Origin of the sequence: Chitinivorax sp. PXF-14 (assembly GCF_040812015.1) — a bacterium.
Taxonomy (GTDB): Bacteria; Pseudomonadota; Gammaproteobacteria; order Burkholderiales; family SCOH01; genus JBFNXJ01.
This window is the reverse complement of record NZ_JBFNXJ010000015.1, coordinates 74,776-93,398: the sequence shown is the minus strand read 5'-3', so window position 1 is coordinate 93,398 and position 18,623 is coordinate 74,776. Positions and strand designations below refer to the sequence as shown.

Below are 18,623 nucleotides of genomic sequence, written 5' to 3'. Positions count from 1 at the left end.
GGCCAGCCGGGTGTCAAGCTAGCCGCCACGGTTGTTGTGCAGCGCTAAATGAGGATCAGCGTTGCAGAACGACTTCGAGAACAAATTTACTGCCGATGTACGCCAGTAGGAGTAGGGAAAAGCCCGAGAGGGTCCACCTGACGGCGATACGCCCTCGCCAGCCGAGGAAGGTTCTGCCCAGTAGTAGCGCCGCGAAGACGCTCCAGGCGACGACGGTGAATAGGGTCTTGTGATTCAGCCTGAACGACTGGTGGAAGATTTCTTCCGAAAAGAATAAGCCGCTGATCAGCGTCGCCGTCAGAAGCAGAAACCCTCCGGCCAACACCTTGAACAGCAGGGATTCCAGGCTCAACAAGGGCGGGAGATTGGCCGCAAGGCTGCGGGTCGTGTGTTTGTGCAGGCGCCGGTCTGCTATGTTCATCAGCAATGCGATGAGTGCGGCATTGGTGATGAGACTATAGGCCAGCATCGCTGACAGGATGTGGGCGCGGAAGGCGGGCAGTTCTGCGCCGACAAAGGGGTGCATCGGCGGCATCAGCTCTGCGCCCAGTACGGCAAGTGCCGCGAGTGGCAGGAGCAGGGGCTGCAGGCCTTCGACAGGGTAAAAGAAATTGCCCAGCCAGAAAATCGCTACCGACAACCATAAGGTAATCGACAACGCAGTTCCTACCCCCAGCCCGACGACATTGCTGTGCATGATCGTATCGCCGAGAGTGATGCCATGCAGGAGTAGCGCGAGTGGCAGCACCATCTGCTCCAGCAATGGGCGCGTGCTGGCGCCATGCCAGCGGCTCCGCCAGAAATGCCAGCCGAGGCCGGCGTACGAGACGATAACGATTAAGGGAAGGATGGACACGTTAAACTAAGGTAAAATTCCACGTTTCGGCCAAAGTCTACACCATATTGGATGCCGCGCGCAGGCCGCGCCGCGACAGCAGTTTCAAGGAATGGCAAATGTTTGAAAATCTATCGAGCCGGCTCTCTGGCGTAGTCAAGAATCTGCGTGGGCATGCGCGGCTGACCGAATCCAATATTCAGGACGCCATGCGCGAGGTGCGCATGGCGCTGCTCGAGGCCGACGTGGCACTGCCCGTCGTCAAAAACTTCGTCAACGATGTCAGGCAGCGGGCGCTTGGCCAGGATGTGATCGGTAGTCTGACGCCGGGGCAGGCTGTCATCGGTGTCGTTTACGAAGAGCTCGTCAAGCTCATGGGCGAGCACAATGACGCGCTCAATCTGGCTGCCGTGCCGCCCGCCGTTGTGCTGATGGCGGGGTTGCAGGGCTCGGGCAAGACGACGACGACTGGCAAGCTGGCGAAGTTGCTCAAGGAAAAGCAGAAAAAGAAGGTGCTGCTTGTTTCCTGCGACGTCTATCGTCCCGCCGCAATCGACCAGCTCAAGACGCTGGCCGCCCAGATCGAAGTCGAATGGTTCCCTTCCAACGTTGGCCAGCCACCGGTCGAGATCGCGCTGGCGGCACTCGATCATGCCAAACGTCATTTCCATGATGTACTGATTGTCGATACGGCTGGCCGACTGGCCATCGACGAACAGATGATGGCCGAGATCAAGGATCTGCATGCATCCCTGCTGCCGGTCGAGACGCTGTTTGTGGTCGATGCCATGCAGGGCCAGGATGCGGTGAATGTTGCACAGGCCTTTGGCGAGGCGCTACCGCTGACCGGGGTCGTGCTGACTAAGCTGGACGGCGATGCGCGAGGCGGCGCGGCACTATCGGTTCGCAATGTGACGGGCAAGCCGATCAAGTTTGTCGGCGTCGGCGAAAAATTGACGGGGCTGGAGCCGTTCTATCCTGACCGTATGGCCTCCCGTATCCTCGGAATGGGGGACGTGCTGTCGCTCATCGAGGATGCACAGCGGACGGTCGATCAGGAAGAGGCCAAGGCGCTGGTCAAGAAAATGAAGTCGGGCAAGGGCTTTGACCTGGAAGACTTCAAGATGCAGATCCAGCAGATGCGCAAAATGGGCGGCATGAGCTCGCTGCTCGACAAGCTGCCTGGTCAACTGAGCCAGATGGCGCAGGGCCAGGTTGACGACAAGGTGATCAATCGCATCGAAGGCATCATCAACTCGATGACGCAGCAGGAGCGGACCAAGCCCGAGTTGATCAAGGCCTCGCGCAAGCGTCGCATTGCGACTGGCGCTGGGGTGTCGGTGCAGGAAGTCAACAAGCTGCTGAACCAGTTCGAGCAAACGCAGAAAATGATGAAGCAGTTCTCCAAGGGTGGCATCACCAAGCTCATGCGTGGCATGAAGGGGATGTTGCCTGGGATGTGATGTGGCAGGCAAGACGAAAATTCTTGTCAAATTTCAAAGTGGTATCGTAGAATCACAGTCTTTTTTCCTGTTTTTGAGATAGGTAGAACAATGGTCGTTATTCGTCTGGCCCGTGGTGGCTCCAAAAACCGTCCGTTTTTTAACGTAGTCGTTGCTGACTCCCGCAATCGTCGCGACGGTCGTTTCATCGAACGTGTTGGCTTCTACAATCCGGTTGCCAAAGAAGGCGGCGAAGGCTTCCGTCTGGCAATGGACCGCGTGACCTACTGGCAAGGCCAGGGTGCGCAAGTCAGCGATGCCGTAGCCAAGCTGATCAAGCTGCAGGGCAAGGCTGCTGCCTAATAGCACGGTGTCTGCCGACGAAATTGTAACGATGGGGTACATCGGTGCCCCATTTGGCGTGCGTGGCTGGGTCCATGTCTATGCGGACACGGAGCACCCGGACAGCCTGCTCGACTATCCCGTGTGGTATTTGGGGAAGGCGGGGCAATGGAACGCATACCGGGTCGAAGCGTCCGAGCTGCACACGAAGAGCATCGTCGCCAAGCTGGAAGGTGTGGCTGATCGAGATATCGCTGCCCACCTGCGCAATTGCCAGGTTGGTGTGCCGCGCAATGAGCTGCCGGAACCAAGCGAAGGTGAGTACTACTGGTCCGATCTGGTCGGGTTGGAGGTAAGCAACGTCGCTGGTGAATCGTTGGGCAAGGTCGTCGAGCTGTTGCAGACGGGCGCCAACGACGTATTGGTGGTGCATGATGGCCAAACGGAACGGTTATTGCCCTTCGTGGCGAGTGTCGTTCTGGCGGTAGATATGCCTGCTCGTCGCATTCAGGTCGACTGGGGGCTGGACTACTGATGCAGTTCGATGTCGTGACGCTGTTTGCGCCGATGTTCGACGCCATCACACTGCACGGCATCAGCCGTCGTGCTCACGAGCGCAAGCTGTATTCGCTGCATTGTTGGAACCCTCGCGACTTCGCGACCGACAATTATCGGACGGTTGATGATCGCCCCTATGGTGGCGGGCCTGGCATGGTCATGTTGCCCGAGCCGCTGGAGCTGGCGATTGATGCAGCCAAGACTCGGCAGCACGAGGCTGGCGTGGCGGTGCCCAAGGTGGTGTACCTGTCGCCGCAAGGCCGCTTGCTTGACCACGAATTGGTCATGCAGCTCAAGAGTGAGCCGGGGCTGGTCCTGCTTGCTGGCCGCTACGAGGGAATCGACGAGCGCGTGATACAGCGTCAGGTCGATGTGGAACTCTCGATCGGTGACTATGTCCTGTCCGGCGGCGAGCTGGGAGCAATGGTGCTGATCGATGCGATCGTGCGTCAATTGCCCGGCGCATTGAATGATGCGGGTTCGGCGGAGCAGGACTCCTTCGTCAACGGCCTGCTGGATTGCCCTCATTACACTCGGCCCGAGGAATACCGGGGTGTGCGTGTGCCGGACGTGCTGTTGTCCGGTAATCATGCCCTGATCAACCGCTGGCGGTTGAAACAAGCGCTTGGCCGCACCTGGTTGCGGCGGGCGGATTTGCTGGCTAAACACCAGCTGACAAAAGAGGAATCTCGGCTTCTGGCGGAGTACCAGAAGGAACAAGATTCCACAAAACCGGAGTAACAACATGAATCTGATTCAACAACTCGAGCAGGAAGAAATCGCTCGCCTGAACAAGACCATTCCTGAATTTGCACCCGGCGATACCGTTATCGTTCAGGTAAAGGTAAAGGAAGGCAACCGTGAGCGTCTGCAGGCGTATGAAGGTGTCGTAATCGCCAAGCGAAATCGCGGCCTGAACAGCGCGTTCATCGTGCGCAAGATTTCGTCTGGCGAAGGCGTTGAGCGTACTTTCCAGACCTACTCGCCGCTCGTTGCTTCGATCGAAGTGAAGCGTCGTGGTGATGTGCGTCGTGCCAAGCTGTACTACCTGCGCGATCGTTCGGGCAAGTCGGCACGCATCAAGGAAAAGCTGCCTGCTCGCAAGGTCGTTCAAGCGTAATCAACGCTCGTACGCATGGAAACGCCGCTGGAAACAGCGGCGTTTTTTTTGATGAGGCGTCGGTCAGTACCAGTACGCGAGCCAGAGCGGGATGGAGAGCATGCCGCCCAGCGTGGTTGCTGTCACCAATGAGGCGGCGAGAATGCCATCCCCCCCCATTCTGACGGCAAGAATGTAGCAAGATGTGGCTGCCGGTAAGGTGCTCATTATCAACGCTGCATCACGATAGACGGCGGAAATATCGAGCCAGGAAACGAGCAGGCTGGCGCAGGCAGGGACCGCGACAAGCTTGATCCCGCTCCAGTAGGCAATCACGCCTGGATGCCGGCTCCATGTGCTGAAGCGCAGGCCAGCCCCAACGGATATCAAGCCCATCGGCAGGGCTGCGTCGGCAAGCGCACCGATGGCGTGCATGACCCAGTAGGGCGGCGCAATGCCCGCCAGATTGCAGGCCAAACCGACGATGATGCCGCCAATCAGCGGGTTGCTCGCAAGCTCCCGCAGGATATTGCCTTGGGCGTGATGGGCCAGCAAGGAAACTGAGACGATATTGACCAGCGGGATCATCAGCCCGAACAGCAAGGCGATCGCGGCAATCCCGGCCTGGCCGTCCAGAGTGCCGATGATGGCAAAGCCGACATAGGAATTGAAGCGAAACGCAGCTTGAATGCCTGAGGCAAACGACGCCGGAGACAATTTCAAGTAAGGGCGTGCGATATACCCCAGCATCAGGCCAAAGGCCGTGAAGCCGAGGCCGGCGAGCAGCATGGGGGTACTCGCCACAAAATCGAGGTGTGCCTTGACCAGTGCGCGGAACAGCAGTGGCGGAAAGAGAACGAAGTAGATGAACTTCTCGATACCGCGCCAGAATGCGTCGTCAAACTGGGCGGATCGCCGCAGACCGTAACCGAACAGAATCAGTGCAAAATCGGGGAGTAGAATGAGTGTTGGGTTCATGTCGTGAATCACCGAAAGCACGATTGTAACGAAGCGAATCGGGGAGGACAGTGTTGAAAACCACAATCAAGCCATATGATGCGATCCATCATTTACCCTGCACGGCCCTCGGTATTGTGACGGGTAGCCAGGGCGTGCTTGCAATCGACTTTCTCCCGGTCTCCGTGCCGCCGAGACCGGCCTTGACGGATCTGGCCGAGCTCGTTTGTGCTCAGCTCGATGCCTATGTGGCGGATCCTCGCTTTCGTTTCGAGCTGCCGCTCGCACCAGCCGGAACCGAGTTCCAGCGTCGTGTCTGGCTCGGGATATCTGCAATTCCAGCGGGGACAACCCTGAGCTACGGTGAACTCGCCGCACGGCTGGGTTCTGTCGCCCGGGCTGTGGGGCAGGCCTGCGGTGACAATCCCATTCCCATCGTCGTACCTTGTCACCGGGTGCTGTCCAGCTCTGGCTGGGGTGGGTTCAATCATCAATCCGGGGCGGAAATGCTCTCGATCAAACAATGGTTGCTGTGGCATGAAGGACTCACTGGATTCTCTCGATCTCTTCTGTGATTCATTGCTGCTCAGCGACGGGCTGGCGGAGAACACGATTCTTGCCTATCGTCGCGATCTGACTTCATTTGCGATCTGGCTGGCAGATATTCACGGCGTAGGGGACCCATTGCGGGCAGAGGTGGTGCATCTGCAGGACTACCTCGCCCATTTGTTTCGGGACAAGGAGGTAAAGGCAAGCTCGGCCGCACGCTTTGTCTCGAGCGCAAAACGCTTCTACCGGTTTTATGTGATGGAAGGCCGGTTGCAGATCGATCCAAGCCTGCGGCTAGACCCACCTCAGCGTGTGCGCCCCTTACCCAAGAGCCTGGGTGAGATGGCCGTCGACTTGCTGCTGGCGGCCCCTGACCTGGACACCCCGCTAGGCTTGCGTGACAAGGCCATGCTGGAGGTGATCTATGCAACCGGCCTGCGGGTATCGGAGCTGACTAATCTGAAGCTGGCGGATGTGGATCTCAATGCCGGGGTTGTCAGTGCCATGGGAAAGGGCAGCAAGCAACGGATGGTGCCGCTGGGGGAGGAGGCTGCCCACTGGATTGAACGCTATATGCGGGATGCCCGGGGGCTGCTTACCAAACCTGGCGCCACGGCGGCTTTGTTCGTTACGGTGAGGGGCGAGGCGATGACGCGCCAGATGTTTTGGACCCTGGTGAAGAAGTACGCGCCAATGGCGGGTATTTCTGCGACGCAGATTTCCCCGCACACCTTGCGTCACGCTTTTGCCACCCATTTATTGAACCATGGCGCCGATCTCCGGGTTGTCCAGTTGCTACTGGGCCATGCGGATATATCGACTACGCAGATTTACACCCACGTCGCCAAGGAGCGGCTCAAACGACTCCATGCCGAACACCACCCGCGCGGTTGACGCCAGGTTCTGGCTACCTCAACATCGCCGCTTTCCAACGAAGTGACACCCATGCAAGCACTCTCACGGTATTTTTCCGGTTCTTTTCTATTCATGGTGCTTTGTCTGGCATTCTGCTATTGGCTGCAGGGCTGGAAGGGGGTGTGGATCGGCGCCGTTCTGGGCGTCATGGAAACCTCTCTGTCATTCGATAACGCAGTGGTCAATGCCACGGTACTGCGCTCCATGGATGAGCCGTGGCGTCGTCGCTTCCTGACCTGGGGCATGGTGATCGCGGTGTTTGGCATGCGCGTGGTATTCCCGGTGCTGATCGTATCCGTTGTCGCTCATCTTGGCCCGATCGAGGTCTTCACCATGGCGGTCAATCGCCCGGATGACTACGCCGCACACCTGGTTGCCGCGCATGTAGAGATTGCGGCGTTTGGCGGGGCCTTTCTGTTGCTGGTTTTCCTCAAGTACTTTGTCGACTTCGAAAAGGATGTGCACTGGATTCACGTGCTCGAGGCACCGTTGTCCAAGGTAGGGCGGTTGCGCATGGTCGAGCTGGCCTTGGCACTGGCCGTACTTGCCATCATCGCTGGTTTTGTCCCGGCAGAAGAACAAGCACGCTTCCTGCTTGCCGGTATCTGGGGGCTGGTGACCTACATTGTTGTCGATGGTATTGGTGCCGTGTTTGGCGACGAGGAGAGTGCGACCGAGGTGGCCAAATCCGGTCTCGCTGGTTTTGTTTATCTCGAGCTGGTCGACGCATCGTTCAGTTTCGACGGTGTAATCGGCGCTTTCGCGCTATCGAACAATATCTTCATCATTGCAGCAGGTTTGGGCATCGGGGCCATGTTTGTCCGCGCGATGACCATTTTCCTGGTGGATAAAGGCACCCTGACGCAATATCGCTATCTGGAACATGGCGCGTTCTGGGCGATCGGGATACTGGCCGCCATCATGTTGTTATCCACCATCGTTCATGTGCCGGAGGCGGTGACCGGTGGGCTGGGGGCGGGCCTGATCGTCTTGGCGCTGATCTCGTCGATTTTGCATAACCAACGGGTGCGCAGCCGATAAGGTGGCTTGTCTGGTGTCTGAAAAAACAAGGGCCGCGATTGCGGCCCTTGCGCTTTAGTTGCACCGATGGCGTCAGCTGCTCGTGACGGACTCAATGTCGGATGTGGATTGGATATCGAGCCTGATCTCTCCATCGGCAGTCACATCTACCGTCACCTGACCGCCGCTGGCCAGACGCCCGAACAGCAGTTCGTCCGCCAGTGCCTTGCGGATGGTGTCCTGAATCAGCCTGGACATTGGCCGTGCGCCCATCACCGGGTCGAAGCCCGTCTTCGCCAGATGGTGGCGTAGGGCATCCGAGAAGTGGATATCGACCTTCTTCTCGTGCAACTGGGCTTCGAGTTGCAGCAGGAACTTGTCCACGACGCGCAGGATGACTTCTTCATCCAGCGCGTTGAAGGCAATTGTCGCATCCAGGCGGTTGCGGAACTCGGGTGAGAACAGGCGCTTGATGTCCTGCATCTCGTCACCTGCCTGCTTGCTGCTCGTGAAGCCGATCGACGGCTTGCTCAACGAATCGGCACCCGCATTGGTGGTCATGATGATGATCACATTGCGGAAGTCGGCCTTCCGGCCATTGTTATCGGTCAGCGTGCCATGGTCCATCACCTGCAGCAGCACATTGAAGATGTCCGGATGCGCCTTTTCGATCTCGTCAAGCAACAACACCGCATAGGGATGCTTGGTGATCTGCTCGGTCAGCAGGCCGCCCTGCTCAAAACCAACGTAGCCGGGGGGCGCGCCGATCAATCGGCTGACTGCGTGCCGCTCCATGTACTCCGACATGTCGAAGCGGATCAACTCGATACCCAGAATATAGGCCAGCTGGCGGGCGGCCTCTGTCTTGCCGACACCGGTCGGGCCGCTAAACAGGAAGTTGCCGATCGGTTTTTGCGGGTTGCCCAAACCGGAGCGGGCCATCTTGATGGCGGACGCCAGCGCATCGATTGCCTTGTCCTGCCCGAAGACGACATTCTTGAGGTCGCGGTCGAGTGTCTTCAGCGAGTTGCGGTCGTCGCTCGATACATTCTTCGGCGGGATGCGCGCAATCTTGGCGATAATCTCCTCAATCTCGCCCTTGCCAATGGTTCGCTTCTGCTTGGACTTCGGCAGGATGCGCTGAGCCGCGCCGGCTTCGTCGATCACGTCGATCGCCTTGTCCGGCAAATGGCGGTCGTTGATAAAGCGCGCGGACAGCTCCGCTGCCGTCGTCAACGCCGCTTGCGTGTATTTGACGCCATGGTGGTCTTCAAAGCGCGACTTAAGCCCACGCAAGATTTCCACCGTCTGGTCGACGGTTGGCTCGTTGACGTCGATTTTCTGGAAGCGGCGAGACAGCGCATGATCCTTCTCGAAGACGCCACGGAACTCGTTATAGGTCGTGGCACCAATGCAACGCAGCGAGCCGTTCGACAGTGCAGGCTTGAGCAGATTGGATGCATCCAGCGTACCGCCGGATGCTGCGCCGGCGCCAACCAGGGTATGGATTTCGTCGATGAACAGGATCGCGTGCGGATCGGCCGTCAGCTGCTTGATGACCGCCTTGAGCCGCTGCTCGAAGTCGCCTCGGTATTTTGTGCCGGCAAGCAGTGCTCCCATGTCGAGCGAATAGACGGTAGAGCGCGCCAACACGTCGGGTACGTCTTCCTCGACGATACGTTTGGCCAGACCCTCGGCGATGGCTGTCTTGCCCACGCCAGCTTCGCCTACCAACAGCGGGTTGTTCTTGCGGCGACGGCACAGGACCTGAATCACGCGCTCGAGCTCGCTGTCGCGGCCAATCAGTGGGTCGATCTTGCCGTTGGCTGCCATCACGTTGAGGTTTTGCGTGTAGTTTTCCAGCGCGCCGGAGCCTGTGCTCTCTTGCTCGCTTTCCTGCTCGCTCTCGGGTTTGCTATGAGACGGTGGTGTCGAGGCGGAGCCGGAGCTGGTCTTGGTGATGCCGTGCGAGATGTAGTTCACCACATCGAGGCGGGTCACGCCCTGCTGGTGCAGGAAGAACACCGCGTGGGAATCCTTTTCCCCAAAGATCGCAACCAGGACGTTGGCCCCGTTGACCTCTTTCTTTCCTGACGATTGGACATGCAGGATCGCGCGCTGAATGACGCGTTGGAAACCCAGTGTCGGTTGTGTGTCGACCTCGTCACTGCCGGAAACGATGGGCGTATGCTCATTGATGAAATCGGTGAGGCTTTTCTTCAGGTCATCCATGTTGACGGCGCAGGCGCGCAGCACCTCGGCCGCCGTCGGGTTATCCAGCATGGCGAGTAATAGATGCTCGACCGTGATGAACTCATGGCGCTTTTGCCTGGCATCCATGAATGCCATGTGCAGTGTCACTTCCAACTCTTGGGCGATCATATAAAGCCTATCCCGTTAGGTAACGACCTTGCGTCTACGCCAAACGCGGCGTGGAGCCAGGAGTGGTATGCGCCTCGGTGTGTATCTCCGCATGCGTCCCACGACAATGCCAGACGTCGTTGCCGGCGCTGGCCCGGAAGGGTGTGGGCGCTACGGCCAGCCCACTTTGTCGTTTATTGTTATGTCTCACTTCTCCGCCCCCACGGCTGAACCCGGCGGCGTGAGCCACCGACGTTCAGTTTTCCTCCATCACACACTGCAATGGATGGTGGTGCTGGCGTGCGAACTCAAGAACCTGGTCCACCTTGGTGGCTGCAATATCACGGGGGTAAACCCCGCAGATCCCGCGCCCCTCGGTATGGACTTTGAGCATCACACGTGTTGCTTGTTCACGACCCAAATGGAAAAACTGCTGCAGAACGACGACCACGAACTCCATCGGTGTGTAATCGTCATTTAGCAGAACCACCTTGTACATCGACGGTGGCTTCAGCTTCTGTTTGTCGGGTGAGAGTACTGACTCGTTGTTGAACTGGGTAGACATGACTGCTGGACCACAAAGCTACAGTTACTTAAGTACCTTGATTCGCGTCGTTACGCAACAATCATCAGCCGTTAGCCAAGGGGGCCAGCATATATCTGCTCACTCAATACTAATTTTGGCGCGGCGTAGAGATTTTTCAAGGCCGTTTTTAAAGTAAAAATACCATTAAAAACATGTGTTTATGGCGTGTGCTGACAATGGGATATTTTCTCGCAGACACAGGAGAAAAGAAACGGGGCGGATTGAGCCACCCCGCTGGGGGTAAAGCGGTGAGGGTTAGAGCGTCGCAGGCAAGGCCATCAGCGCAGTCTTCATCTTCTGCAGGGCCTTGGCCTCGATCTGACGGATACGCTCGGCCGAGACGCCAAATTCTGCCGCCAGGTCGTGCAGCGTCTTGCCTTCGCCGTCGTCGGCCAGCCAACGCGCCTGTACGATGCGGCGGCTACGATCATCCAGGCTGAGCAACGCATGCTCGAGCCCCTCGCCGTGAAGGTGATCCGTGGCACGCCGCTCGATGGTTCGCGTCGGCTCATTGTCTTCATCGGCGAGCCAATCGATCGGCGCGTAGGCCTCTTCGCCGTCGTCGTTGTGCGATTCCAGCGCGATGTCTTGGCCGCCCATGCGCATTTCCATCTCCAGCACCTCTTCGGGCTTTACCCCGAGCTGTGTGGCGATGTCCCGAGCTTCGTTTGGCGTTAGGCTATGCAGGCCGGACTTCATGCTGCGCAGATTGAAGAACAGCTTGCGTTGCGACTTGGTTGTCGCAACTTTGACCAGGCGCCAGTTCTTCAGGATGAACTCATGAATCTCCGCCTTTATCCAGTGCACGGCAAACGAAAAGAGGCGAACACCACGGTTGGGCTCGAAGCGTTTGACAGCCTTCATGAGCCCGATATTGCCTTCCTGGATCAGGTCGGCCTGAGGCAGGCCATACCCCGCATAGCCGCGGGCAATCGACACCACGACACGCAGATGCGACATCACCATCTTGCGGGCTGCTTCAAGATCGTTCTGGCGCTGCAGACGTTCGGCCAGTTCGGTCTCTTCGTCTTGGGACAGCAAGGGAATGCTGTTCACAGTCTGGATGTAATGTTCCAGGCTGCTGGCGTCGGAAACAATGGGCAAGCTCATCGCGTAGGTCATGCAGAAATTCTCCTTCTGGTGCAGTTTAGCACTCCGGACATATGAGTGCTAATGTAGCCGGAAAGTTCGCCGGGCGCGATTGAAAATTGCTATGTCGTGGATAGGGGCGGCTTAGCGGGTCTTCAGCTGTCCGAGGAAGCGATTGACCGCCAGCAGTGAGCCGAGCCAGCACAGCGCACCGGCCAGAGCAATGCCGCCTAGCAGGGCGGTGAGGGCCGGCAGGTGCACGGTAAAGTTGCTGCCATAGCTGTGAGCAAGGCTGTTGACGGCCGGGCTGAGCTGGTAAACCACCAGGGCCAGCAGGGCGCAGGCGCACAGGCCGCCCAGCAGGCCCTGGATCAGGCCGAAATAGATGAAGGGGCGGCGGATGAACTGGTTGGTGCCACCAATCAGCTTGGTGATTTCCACCTCCTCGCGCCGTTGCAGCACCTGCATGCGGATGGCGTTGCCAGTTACCACGACGAGCGCCGTGCCCAGCGCAATCGAGAGTAGAAGCGCGATGTTGCCGCCAAACTGCAACACACTCTCGAGCCGGCGAGCCCACTCCGCATCGAAGCGCAATTGCTCGACCATCGGCTCTGCCTTGAGCTGCGCAACGAGCTTGTCCAAGACCGTGCTGTCGGCTGTGGCTGGGGTGATCTGCAGGGCGTCGGGCAGCGGGTTGTCCGGCAGCGCCGCCAGTACTTCTCCTAGCCCTTGCCGCTGCATGTGTTCCACGGCCTTGAGGCGGGGAATGGCTTCGATCTTGGCGATGCCGGCTACCTGCCCGTATTTTCTCTGCAAATTGGCGAGGTCGGTATTGTTGCTCGATGTTTTCAGGTAGATCGTAATCTGGTTCTGCTCGGGCAGCTTGCCGGCAAGCTGCTCCAGATTGAGCAGCGCCGTGTACAGCGTGAGCGGCAAGCACAGCACGATGCCGATTACCACGACGTTGAGCAGTGTCGTGAAGGGCGCCTTGAGCATGTTGCGGACGGCTTGGGAGAGCGCCGATACCTGTTGATGAACCCAGATCACTGGCTCAGCCCCCCCTGCTTGAGCCGCAGGATGCGATGCGGCCGATGCTTGAGAAACCCCTCGTCATGGGTGGAGAGCACGATGGTGACGCCCACCTGGTTGAAGGACTCGAACAGATCCATGATGTCCTCGGCGTAGGCGTGGTCCAGGTTACCTGTCGGCTCGTCCGCCAGCACGATGCTCGGCCGGTGGACGATCGCGCGGGCGATGCACAGGCGTTGCTGCTCGCCACCCGAGAGGTGGATGGGGTTCTGCTTTGCCTTGTCGAGCAGGCCGACTCGCTCCAGCGCGGCATGTGTCCGCTTGGTCGCGTCTTTGGGGGAAAAATCGGTGATGGCCAGGGCGAGCTTGACGTTATCTTGAACCGAGCGGTCGAACAGTAGCTTGTGATCCTGGAAGATCAGGCCGAAGTTGCGACGTAAATAGGGAATGGCACCATCGCGCAGTTGCCCGACATCCTGCCCGTTGACGACGACCTTGCCGGAAGTGGGGCGCTCCATGCCGGAAATCAGCTTGAGCAGTGTCGATTTCCCCGCCCCGGAGTGGCCGGACAGCAGCACCATCTCACCCTTGTCGATCTCGAAGCTGATGTTCCTGAGGGCTTCGTAACCGCCGGGATAGCGTTTGACGACCTGGCTGAACTGGATCATTCGTTGAACATCGCCTCAGCGTATTCTGCGCAGCGGAAGGGCCGCAGATCGTCGATCTGCTCGCCGACACCAATAAAGCGGATCGGCACCGGCCGCTGTTTGGCGATTGCCGCGATCACGCCCCCCTTGGCGGTGCCATCCAGCTTGGTGACTACCAGGCCCGTCAGGCCCAGTGCGTCGTCGAACGTCTTGACCTGGTTGAGGGCGTTTTGGCCAGTATTGGCGTCGAGCACGAGTAGCACCTCGTGCGGACCGGTCGGGTCGGCCTTCTGGATGACGCGCTTGACCTTCTTGATCTCTTCCATCAGGTGAAGCTGGGTCGGCAGGCGCCCCGCCGTATCCGCCAGGACGATATCGATGCCCCGTGCCTTGGCGGCGTTGATGGCATCGAAGATTACGGCCGCAGCATCACCCGACTCCTGGGCGATCACCGACACACCGTTGCGCTCGCCCCAGGCGATAAGCTGTTCGCGGGCAGCCGCGCGGAAGGTGTCGCCAGCTGCCAGCAGGACCGTCTTTCCTTGGGACTGGAAGTACTTCGCCAGTTTGCCGATGGAGGTGGTCTTGCCCGCGCCGTTGACACCTGCAAGCATGATGATGAAGGGCTTGTGCGTCGAGATGTCGAGCGGTTTTTCCAGCGGTTGTATCAGCTCGGCAAAGGACTGCTGCAGCGCACTCTTCAGCTGCTCTGCATCGTCGAGGTTCTGCTTGGCGACGCGCGTGCGGATGTCTTCGAGCAGGTGCTGCGTCGCGTCCACGCCGACGTCGCCGGTCAGCAGGATGGTTTCCAGTTCCTCGTACAGCTCTTCGTCAATCTTGCGGCCGCGGAACAGTACGGTGAATTGCTTGCCCAGCTGTGTGCGAGTCTTGCTCAGGCCGCTCTTGAGGCGGCTGAGCCAGTGCGGCTTCGCCTCTTGAGGGGCGGGCTGGGGCTGGGCTTGCGGCGTGCTGACGACGGGGGCTGCGGTTGGGGCGGCCGGGGCGTCAGGTGTCGCGTCGGGTTTCGGTTTATCCGATTTGAAGAAATTGAACATGCGTTGGTCGAATCATGGCTGGTCGGTCGGGTATAATTTTACCGTTTATCTTGTCTCGCGCCATCCCGGCACATACCACATGTATCGCAATAAAGTCCGCATTGTCTCTGGCCAGTGGAAACGGCGCCTGATTTCCTTCCCCGATCATCAAGGGCTGCGGCCGTCTCCAGACCGTGTACGCGAGACGCTGTTCAACTGGCTGGGCCAGGATCTGACTGGCTGGCGTTGTCTCGACCTGTTCGCCGGCAGTGGTGCGCTGGGGTTCGAGGCCGCCTCGCGCCATGCGTCGCGGGTCGTCATGGTCGAGCTGGCTCGGCCCGTCGTTCAGGCCCTGAAAGAGAATGTGTCGCTGCTAGGGGCGAAGAGCATCGAGGTCGTCAATGCCGATGCGCAGCGCTATCTTGCCAGTGCGCATGAGCAGTTCGACCTGGTGCTGCTCGATCCACCGTTCGGCAGTGAGCTGTTGGCGACTGTGCTGCCGGCGGTAGCTGGGCGTGTCGTGCCTAATGGCTACATTTACGTGGAGACGGCGGATGTGCCGTCGCTGCCCGTTGGGTGGGATATTTACCGGCAGGGTTGCGCGGGCAAGGTGAATTACCTCCTGCTGCGAGCGGGAAGTAGCGATAAATCAGACACCTAGGGTATCCACGCTTGCGCTGTCCGGCGCGAGGTGACACAATTCTGTGCATGTAATAGTTGAGGAATTTAGTATGGCTTTGATGATTACCGACGAATGCATCAATTGCGACGTCTGCGAGCCAGAGTGCCCGAATAGCGCGATTTCGCAGGGCCCGGAGATTTATCAGATCGACCCGAACCTGTGCACCGAGTGCGTTGGCCACTACGATGAGCCGCAGTGCCAGCAGGTTTGCCCGGTGGACTGCATTCCGCTTGATCCTGACCGCAAGGAAAGCCAGGACCAACTGATGGACAAGTACACCAGGCTGCACGGCGCAAAATAGGCCGCAACGATGTAGCAATATGGCAGCGTACCGTTGCCATATCCAAAAGCAAAAAGCCCGCACATGATGCGGGCTTTTTACGTTGGGACGAGATCAGGCGACTTGTGCCGTCTTGTGTGTGGCAATCGTGTCGTCGTTGAGCGACTGGTAGATCGACTTCATGTAGCGATCGAGTTGGCCGAGTTGCTCGATGATATTGGCCTCGATCTGTTCGAGTTCTGCAATACGATCTTCCAGCGTATCGGTTGCGCGATGGATGCGCTTGACGCTCTCGAGACGGCGGCGCAACTGCAGCTGATGCTCGCGGACCTGCGTTTCCATCGGTGCCATGATGGTCTTGAGCCAGTTCTCGACATCTCGGTTGGCGACCTCGAACACATACACCACGCGGCTGGCAATGGTTTCGAAGAACTTGCGTGCGAGCGTGTTCTTGTAGGTCGAAATGATATTGCCCAGCGTGTTAAAGTGTTCCTTGTAGCTGCGCTCCAGGCGGGCGATCTCCTTGTGATACTTGAGGGTCGAGAACGGTGCCGGTGCGACTTGTGACAGGCCGTGTTCCTCGCTGAATTTCTTGTACATGCCGGCCATCATCGACTGGATTTCCGCGATCTGCTCGGCGGACTTGGCGATCGAGCCGTTGGTCTCCTTGAAGAAACGGTTCATCGCATTGGTGAGACCCGAGGAGAAGGCGCTGTTGTCCATTTCGTTACGGATCTTCGCGATCTCATCGCGCAGGCTATCCATGCCGAGATAACCGAACAGGATGTTGGTCTGCTGCGAGAACACGGAACGTAGCGCCTGGAAGCGCTGCAGGCCGCGTTCGAAGTGTTCCTTCTCCTGCTTGACCTTCTCCATCATGTGTTCGATGACGTCCTGGTTCTTGCCACGCAGGCCCTTCAGCTCACCCAACTGGTCGGCGACACCGGCCCGGCGTGAGTTGAGGATTTGGCGTGCACCACTGACCAGGTCCTCCATCTCGTTCTGGGTGCTGTCGCGCACGATCTCCTGTTTGGACGGGATCAGCTCGTCCGACAGCGCGCGCTCCAGCCGGCCAAGCCTTGTCTTTTCAAGTAGTGTGTCGTCGTTGTTGATCTTGGCGACCAGCGCTTTCTGGGCTGAGACGGGGAATACCTGTGTAGGCTTCAGACCCAGCAGTTCGGCGCTGGTATCGACCTGCTTCTGAATCTCGGCGTTGATTTCGTCTTCGGTCTTGAGGTCGTCCCACAGGCCATCGATCTTGTTCAGCACGACCAGGCGGCCACGGCTGCGGCCCGCCTGGTTTCCGATGTGGTTGCGCCATACGTCGATATCCGACTTGGTGACGCCGGTGTCGGCCGCGAGAATGAACAGGATGGCGTGCGCGTTGGGCAGCAGGTTCAGCGTCAGCTCGGGCTCGGTGCCGATCGCGTTGAGGCCCGGTGTGTCGAGAATGACCAGCCCCTGCTGCAGGAGCGGGTGCGGAAAATTGATGATGGCGTGTCGCCAGCAAGGAATCTCGATCTGCCCTTCGCTGTCGATGGCGAGCTGGTCGTCCGGATTGTCCGCACGGTAGAGGCCATATTTGGCCGCCTCGTCAGGTGTGACCTTGCGGGTTTCGCCCACCTTCTGGAAGGCCGCTTGCATGTTGTCGCCCGAATCCACATCGAGTGCCACGGATGTCCATTCGTCCGGGTAGCGCTTGTATTCCGACGTGGTGGTATCGGTGGCGCGCGTCTCGATCGGTAGCAGCTGAATAGCCGGTGGGCGAGTGGCGTCGTACATCAGCTCGGTCGGGCACATGGTCGTGCGGCCGGCGGAGGACGGCAGGATGCGCTGACCATAGGCAGAAAAGAAGATGGCGTTGATCAGCTCGGATTTGCCGCGCGAGAATTCCGCAACGAACGCCACGTTGAGCTTGTCTTCGCGCAACCGGTCGATCAGGTGCTGGATGCGCATGTCAATTTGCGCGTCGCCCAACTCCTGCTCCCCCAGCCACTTCTGGAAACTGCCGATGCTTTGCGAAACGGCGGAACGCCAGCCGCTGTAAGCCTCAAAATCGGCGATCAGATTGTCATGTGGCATGGGGCAAGACCTCCCTCGGTCAAGATTCCTGAATTATTGAGGTGAATGTAGCATAACCGCGCTTGCGGGCCGCACCGTTTCTCGGTGGTCGGCGTACATTTATCCGAAAATAATATCAGATATTCAGCAGACACTAATGCTGGCAGTGCACACAGTAGTAAGTGGAGCGCTGGCCTTGCTTCAGCAGGCGAATTTCGCCGCCGCATACACGGCAGGCCTGGCCCGCACGGTCGTAAACAAAGGTTTGCAGCTGAAAATAGCCGCTGTTGCCGGCGCTATCGACAAAGTCGCGTAGCGTGCTGCCACCGGCACGAATCGCATCATCCAAGGTGGCCTGGATGGCCTCGACCAGCTTGGCGCAGCGCGCGTGGCCGAGGCGCTGGGCCGGTGTGGTGGGGCGGATGCCCGCGCGGAACAGCGATTCGCTGGCATAGATGTTGCCAACGCCGACGACAGTATGGCTATCCATGATCACCAGCTTGATGGCGGCACTGCGCCCTCGCGTGGCTTCATATAGATAGTCGGCGTTGAACGAAGGGGACAGGGGCTCCGGGCCTAGCTCGCGCAAGAGCGGATGATTGGCGATGTGCCCGGGCACCCAGAGCACGGCGCCGAAACGGCGTGGGTCGCGTAGTCGGAGTGTCCAGCCGCTCGTCAGCACAATGTCGACATGGTCATGCTTGTCTGGCGGCGTGCCGCTGCGGACGAGCCGCAGGCTGCCGGACATGCCGAGATGAATCATGATCCAGCCTCGCCCGCAGTCGATCAGCAGGTATTTGCCGCGGCGGGCGACTTCGGCAACGCTCGCGCCGGCAAGCTGCTGGTTCAGGTCGTCCGGCACCGGCCAGCGCAGGGCCGCATTGCGGACCACTGCACCGGTGATGGTCTGTCCGAGCAGGCTGGGCTCGATGCCGCGGCGGGTAGTCTCGACTTCAGGAAGCTCGGGCATGACTCGCAACTCAGCAAAAAAAGGTGATAATACAAGAAACGGATGTTGCATTTACCTGCCCCAGTGGCAGGCCTCTTTATGTCGCGGCGAACTGCTCGCGGCGTCGGCGGTCCATCCATACCAATCAACCAGGCATCTATTTGTAGGCCCCCGCGGACTATCCGACC

At 59.0% G+C, this 18,623-nt stretch carries 20 protein-coding genes; 10 read left to right on the top strand and 10 right to left on the bottom strand.

Translation table 11 applies throughout. The annotated features are described in order from the left end of the window. Positions 1–55: 55 nt before the first annotated feature. Positions 56–856, bottom strand: a complete 801-nt coding sequence (locus ABWL39_RS16985) for an inner membrane protein YpjD (RefSeq protein WP_367794012.1) — start codon at positions 854–856, stop codon at positions 56–58. Between the two features lie 98 nt (positions 857–954). Here ABWL39_RS16985 and ffh point away from each other — a divergent pair, with 98 nt between their 5' ends. The 5 genes from ffh (at position 955) to rplS (ending at position 4,297) form a co-directional block, all read left to right on the top strand. Beyond that, entirely contained in the window at positions 955–2,298 is a 1,344-nt protein-coding gene (gene ffh / locus ABWL39_RS16980) for a signal recognition particle protein (protein ID WP_367794010.1), read from the top strand. Between the two features lie 90 nt (positions 2,299–2,388). Beyond that, complete coding sequence (gene rpsP / locus ABWL39_RS16975) at positions 2,389–2,640, top strand: 30S ribosomal protein S16 (RefSeq protein ID WP_367794007.1); 252 nt, start codon at positions 2,389–2,391, stop codon at positions 2,638–2,640. A gap of 7 nt (positions 2,641–2,647) precedes the next feature. After that, positions 2,648–3,154, top strand: coding sequence for a ribosome maturation factor RimM (gene rimM, locus ABWL39_RS16970; protein WP_367794004.1), 507 nt, complete (start codon positions 2,648–2,650; stop codon positions 3,152–3,154). Continuing rightward, the gene (gene trmD, locus ABWL39_RS16965; protein WP_367794001.1) at positions 3,154–3,918 is read left to right on the top strand and encodes a tRNA (guanosine(37)-N1)-methyltransferase TrmD; all 765 of its coding nucleotides are present in this window, start codon (positions 3,154–3,156) and stop codon (positions 3,916–3,918) included. The genes rimM and trmD overlap by 1 nt, the downstream gene beginning before the upstream one ends. A gap of 4 nt (positions 3,919–3,922) precedes the next feature. Then, positions 3,923–4,297 carry a 50S ribosomal protein L19 gene (rplS, locus tag ABWL39_RS16960; RefSeq protein WP_367793998.1) on the top strand — a complete coding sequence of 125 codons (375 nt, stop codon included), beginning with the start codon at positions 3,923–3,925 and terminating at the stop codon, positions 4,295–4,297. A 63-nt stretch (positions 4,298–4,360) separates the two neighbouring features. On the opposite strand, the gene ABWL39_RS16955 is transcribed toward rplS, so the two are convergent. Further along, positions 4,361–5,254, bottom strand: coding sequence for an AEC family transporter (locus tag ABWL39_RS16955; RefSeq protein ID WP_367793995.1), 894 nt, complete (start codon positions 5,252–5,254; stop codon positions 4,361–4,363). Positions 5,255–5,307: 53 nt separating this feature from the next. Between ABWL39_RS16955 and ABWL39_RS16950 the strand changes: the two genes are divergently transcribed. Genes ABWL39_RS16950 through ABWL39_RS16940 form a run of 3 tightly spaced genes read left to right on the top strand, consistent with a single transcriptional unit; the run spans position 5,308 to position 7,738 of the window. Next, positions 5,308–5,808: a methylated-DNA--[protein]-cysteine S-methyltransferase gene (locus ABWL39_RS16950; protein ID WP_367793992.1), complete on the top strand. Its 501-nt coding sequence runs from the start codon at positions 5,308–5,310 to the stop codon at positions 5,806–5,808. Continuing rightward, a complete protein-coding gene (xerD, locus tag ABWL39_RS16945) occupies positions 5,771–6,676 on the top strand; it encodes a site-specific tyrosine recombinase XerD (protein ID WP_367793990.1) in 906 nt (301 codons plus the stop codon). The genes ABWL39_RS16950 and xerD overlap by 38 nt, the downstream gene beginning before the upstream one ends. Before the next feature lie 51 nt (positions 6,677–6,727). Continuing rightward, a complete protein-coding gene (locus tag ABWL39_RS16940; protein ID WP_367793987.1) occupies positions 6,728–7,738 on the top strand; it encodes a DUF475 domain-containing protein in 1,011 nt (336 codons plus the stop codon). Positions 7,739–7,810: 72 nt separating this feature from the next. On the opposite strand, the gene clpA is transcribed toward ABWL39_RS16940, so the two are convergent. The 6 genes from clpA to ftsY all read right to left on the bottom strand — a co-directional run bounded on the left by clpA (position 7,811) and on the right by ftsY (position 14,484). Continuing rightward, a complete protein-coding gene (gene clpA / locus ABWL39_RS16935) occupies positions 7,811–10,099 on the bottom strand; it encodes an ATP-dependent Clp protease ATP-binding subunit ClpA (RefSeq protein ID WP_367793984.1) in 2,289 nt (762 codons plus the stop codon). Between the two features lie 235 nt (positions 10,100–10,334). Then, positions 10,335–10,643 (bottom strand): ATP-dependent Clp protease adapter ClpS, encoded by a 309-nt coding sequence (clpS, locus tag ABWL39_RS16930; protein ID WP_367793982.1) that lies wholly within the window; start codon positions 10,641–10,643, stop codon positions 10,335–10,337. A 276-nt stretch (positions 10,644–10,919) separates the two neighbouring features. Further along, entirely contained in the window at positions 10,920–11,786 is an 867-nt protein-coding gene (gene rpoH, locus ABWL39_RS16925) for an RNA polymerase sigma factor RpoH (RefSeq protein WP_367793979.1), read from the bottom strand. Between the two features lie 111 nt (positions 11,787–11,897). Beyond that, positions 11,898–12,800, bottom strand: a complete 903-nt coding sequence (ftsX, locus tag ABWL39_RS16920; RefSeq protein WP_367793976.1) for a permease-like cell division protein FtsX — start codon at positions 12,798–12,800, stop codon at positions 11,898–11,900. Next, positions 12,797–13,450, bottom strand: a complete 654-nt coding sequence (gene ftsE / locus ABWL39_RS16915) for a cell division ATP-binding protein FtsE (protein WP_367793973.1) — start codon at positions 13,448–13,450, stop codon at positions 12,797–12,799. Before ftsE ends, ftsX begins: the two co-directional genes overlap by 4 nt. Next, positions 13,447–14,484 (bottom strand): signal recognition particle-docking protein FtsY, encoded by a 1,038-nt coding sequence (gene ftsY / locus ABWL39_RS16910; protein ID WP_367793970.1) that lies wholly within the window; start codon positions 14,482–14,484, stop codon positions 13,447–13,449. Before ftsY ends, ftsE begins: the two co-directional genes overlap by 4 nt. Between ftsY and rsmD the strand changes: the two genes are divergently transcribed. Beyond that, positions 14,483–15,124 (top strand): 16S rRNA (guanine(966)-N(2))-methyltransferase RsmD, encoded by a 642-nt coding sequence (gene rsmD, locus ABWL39_RS16905; protein WP_367793967.1) that lies wholly within the window; start codon positions 14,483–14,485, stop codon positions 15,122–15,124. The genes ftsY and rsmD overlap by 2 nt on opposite strands. Positions 15,125–15,194: 70 nt before the next feature. After that, complete coding sequence (locus ABWL39_RS16900; RefSeq protein WP_367793964.1) at positions 15,195–15,446, top strand: YfhL family 4Fe-4S dicluster ferredoxin; 252 nt, start codon at positions 15,195–15,197, stop codon at positions 15,444–15,446. Positions 15,447–15,539: 93 nt separating this feature from the next. On the opposite strand, the gene ABWL39_RS16895 is transcribed toward ABWL39_RS16900, so the two are convergent. Together ABWL39_RS16895 and mutM are read right to left on the bottom strand one after the other, a co-directional pair. Then, positions 15,540–17,507, bottom strand: a complete 1,968-nt coding sequence (locus ABWL39_RS16895; protein WP_367793961.1) for a dynamin family protein — start codon at positions 17,505–17,507, stop codon at positions 15,540–15,542. 133 nt (positions 17,508–17,640) lie between these two features. Then, on the bottom strand, positions 17,641–18,456 hold the full coding sequence (gene mutM, locus ABWL39_RS16890) for a bifunctional DNA-formamidopyrimidine glycosylase/DNA-(apurinic or apyrimidinic site) lyase (RefSeq protein WP_367793958.1): 816 nt from the start codon (positions 18,454–18,456) through the stop codon (positions 17,641–17,643). Between the last annotated feature and the right edge of the window lie 167 nt (positions 18,457–18,623).

Bases quoted from the DNA above. Each gene is read 5' to 3' on its own strand.
- ffh (WP_367794010.1), top strand. From the start codon at position 955: ATGTTTGAAAATCTATCGAGCCGGCTCTCTGGCGTAGTCAAGAATCTG.
- clpS (WP_367793982.1), bottom strand. From the start codon at position 10,643: ATGTCTACCCAGTTCAACAACGAGTCAGTACTCTCACCCGACAAACAG.
- ABWL39_RS16955 (WP_367793995.1), bottom strand. From the start codon at position 5,254: ATGAACCCAACACTCATTCTACTCCCCGATTTTGCACTGATTCTGTTC.
- xerD (WP_367793990.1), top strand. From the start codon at position 5,771: ATGAAGGACTCACTGGATTCTCTCGATCTCTTCTGTGATTCATTGCTG.
- trmD (WP_367794001.1), top strand. From the start codon at position 3,154: ATGCAGTTCGATGTCGTGACGCTGTTTGCGCCGATGTTCGACGCCATC.
- rpsP (WP_367794007.1), top strand. From the start codon at position 2,389: ATGGTCGTTATTCGTCTGGCCCGTGGTGGCTCCAAAAACCGTCCGTTT.
- rpoH (WP_367793979.1), bottom strand. From the start codon at position 11,786: ATGACCTACGCGATGAGCTTGCCCATTGTTTCCGACGCCAGCAGCCTG.
- ABWL39_RS16900 (WP_367793964.1), top strand. From the start codon at position 15,195: ATGGCTTTGATGATTACCGACGAATGCATCAATTGCGACGTCTGCGAG.
- rplS (WP_367793998.1), top strand. From the start codon at position 3,923: ATGAATCTGATTCAACAACTCGAGCAGGAAGAAATCGCTCGCCTGAAC.
- ftsE (WP_367793973.1), bottom strand. From the start codon at position 13,450: ATGATCCAGTTCAGCCAGGTCGTCAAACGCTATCCCGGCGGTTACGAA.
- ftsY (WP_367793970.1), bottom strand. From the start codon at position 14,484: ATGTTCAATTTCTTCAAATCGGATAAACCGAAACCCGACGCGACACCT.
- clpA (WP_367793984.1), bottom strand. From the start codon at position 10,099: ATGATCGCCCAAGAGTTGGAAGTGACACTGCACATGGCATTCATGGAT.
- mutM (WP_367793958.1), bottom strand. From the start codon at position 18,456: ATGCCCGAGCTTCCTGAAGTCGAGACTACCCGCCGCGGCATCGAGCCC.
- rsmD (WP_367793967.1), top strand. From the start codon at position 14,483: ATGCGTTGGTCGAATCATGGCTGGTCGGTCGGGTATAATTTTACCGTT.
- ABWL39_RS16895 (WP_367793961.1), bottom strand. From the start codon at position 17,507: ATGCCACATGACAATCTGATCGCCGATTTTGAGGCTTACAGCGGCTGG.
- ABWL39_RS16940 (WP_367793987.1), top strand. From the start codon at position 6,728: ATGCAAGCACTCTCACGGTATTTTTCCGGTTCTTTTCTATTCATGGTG.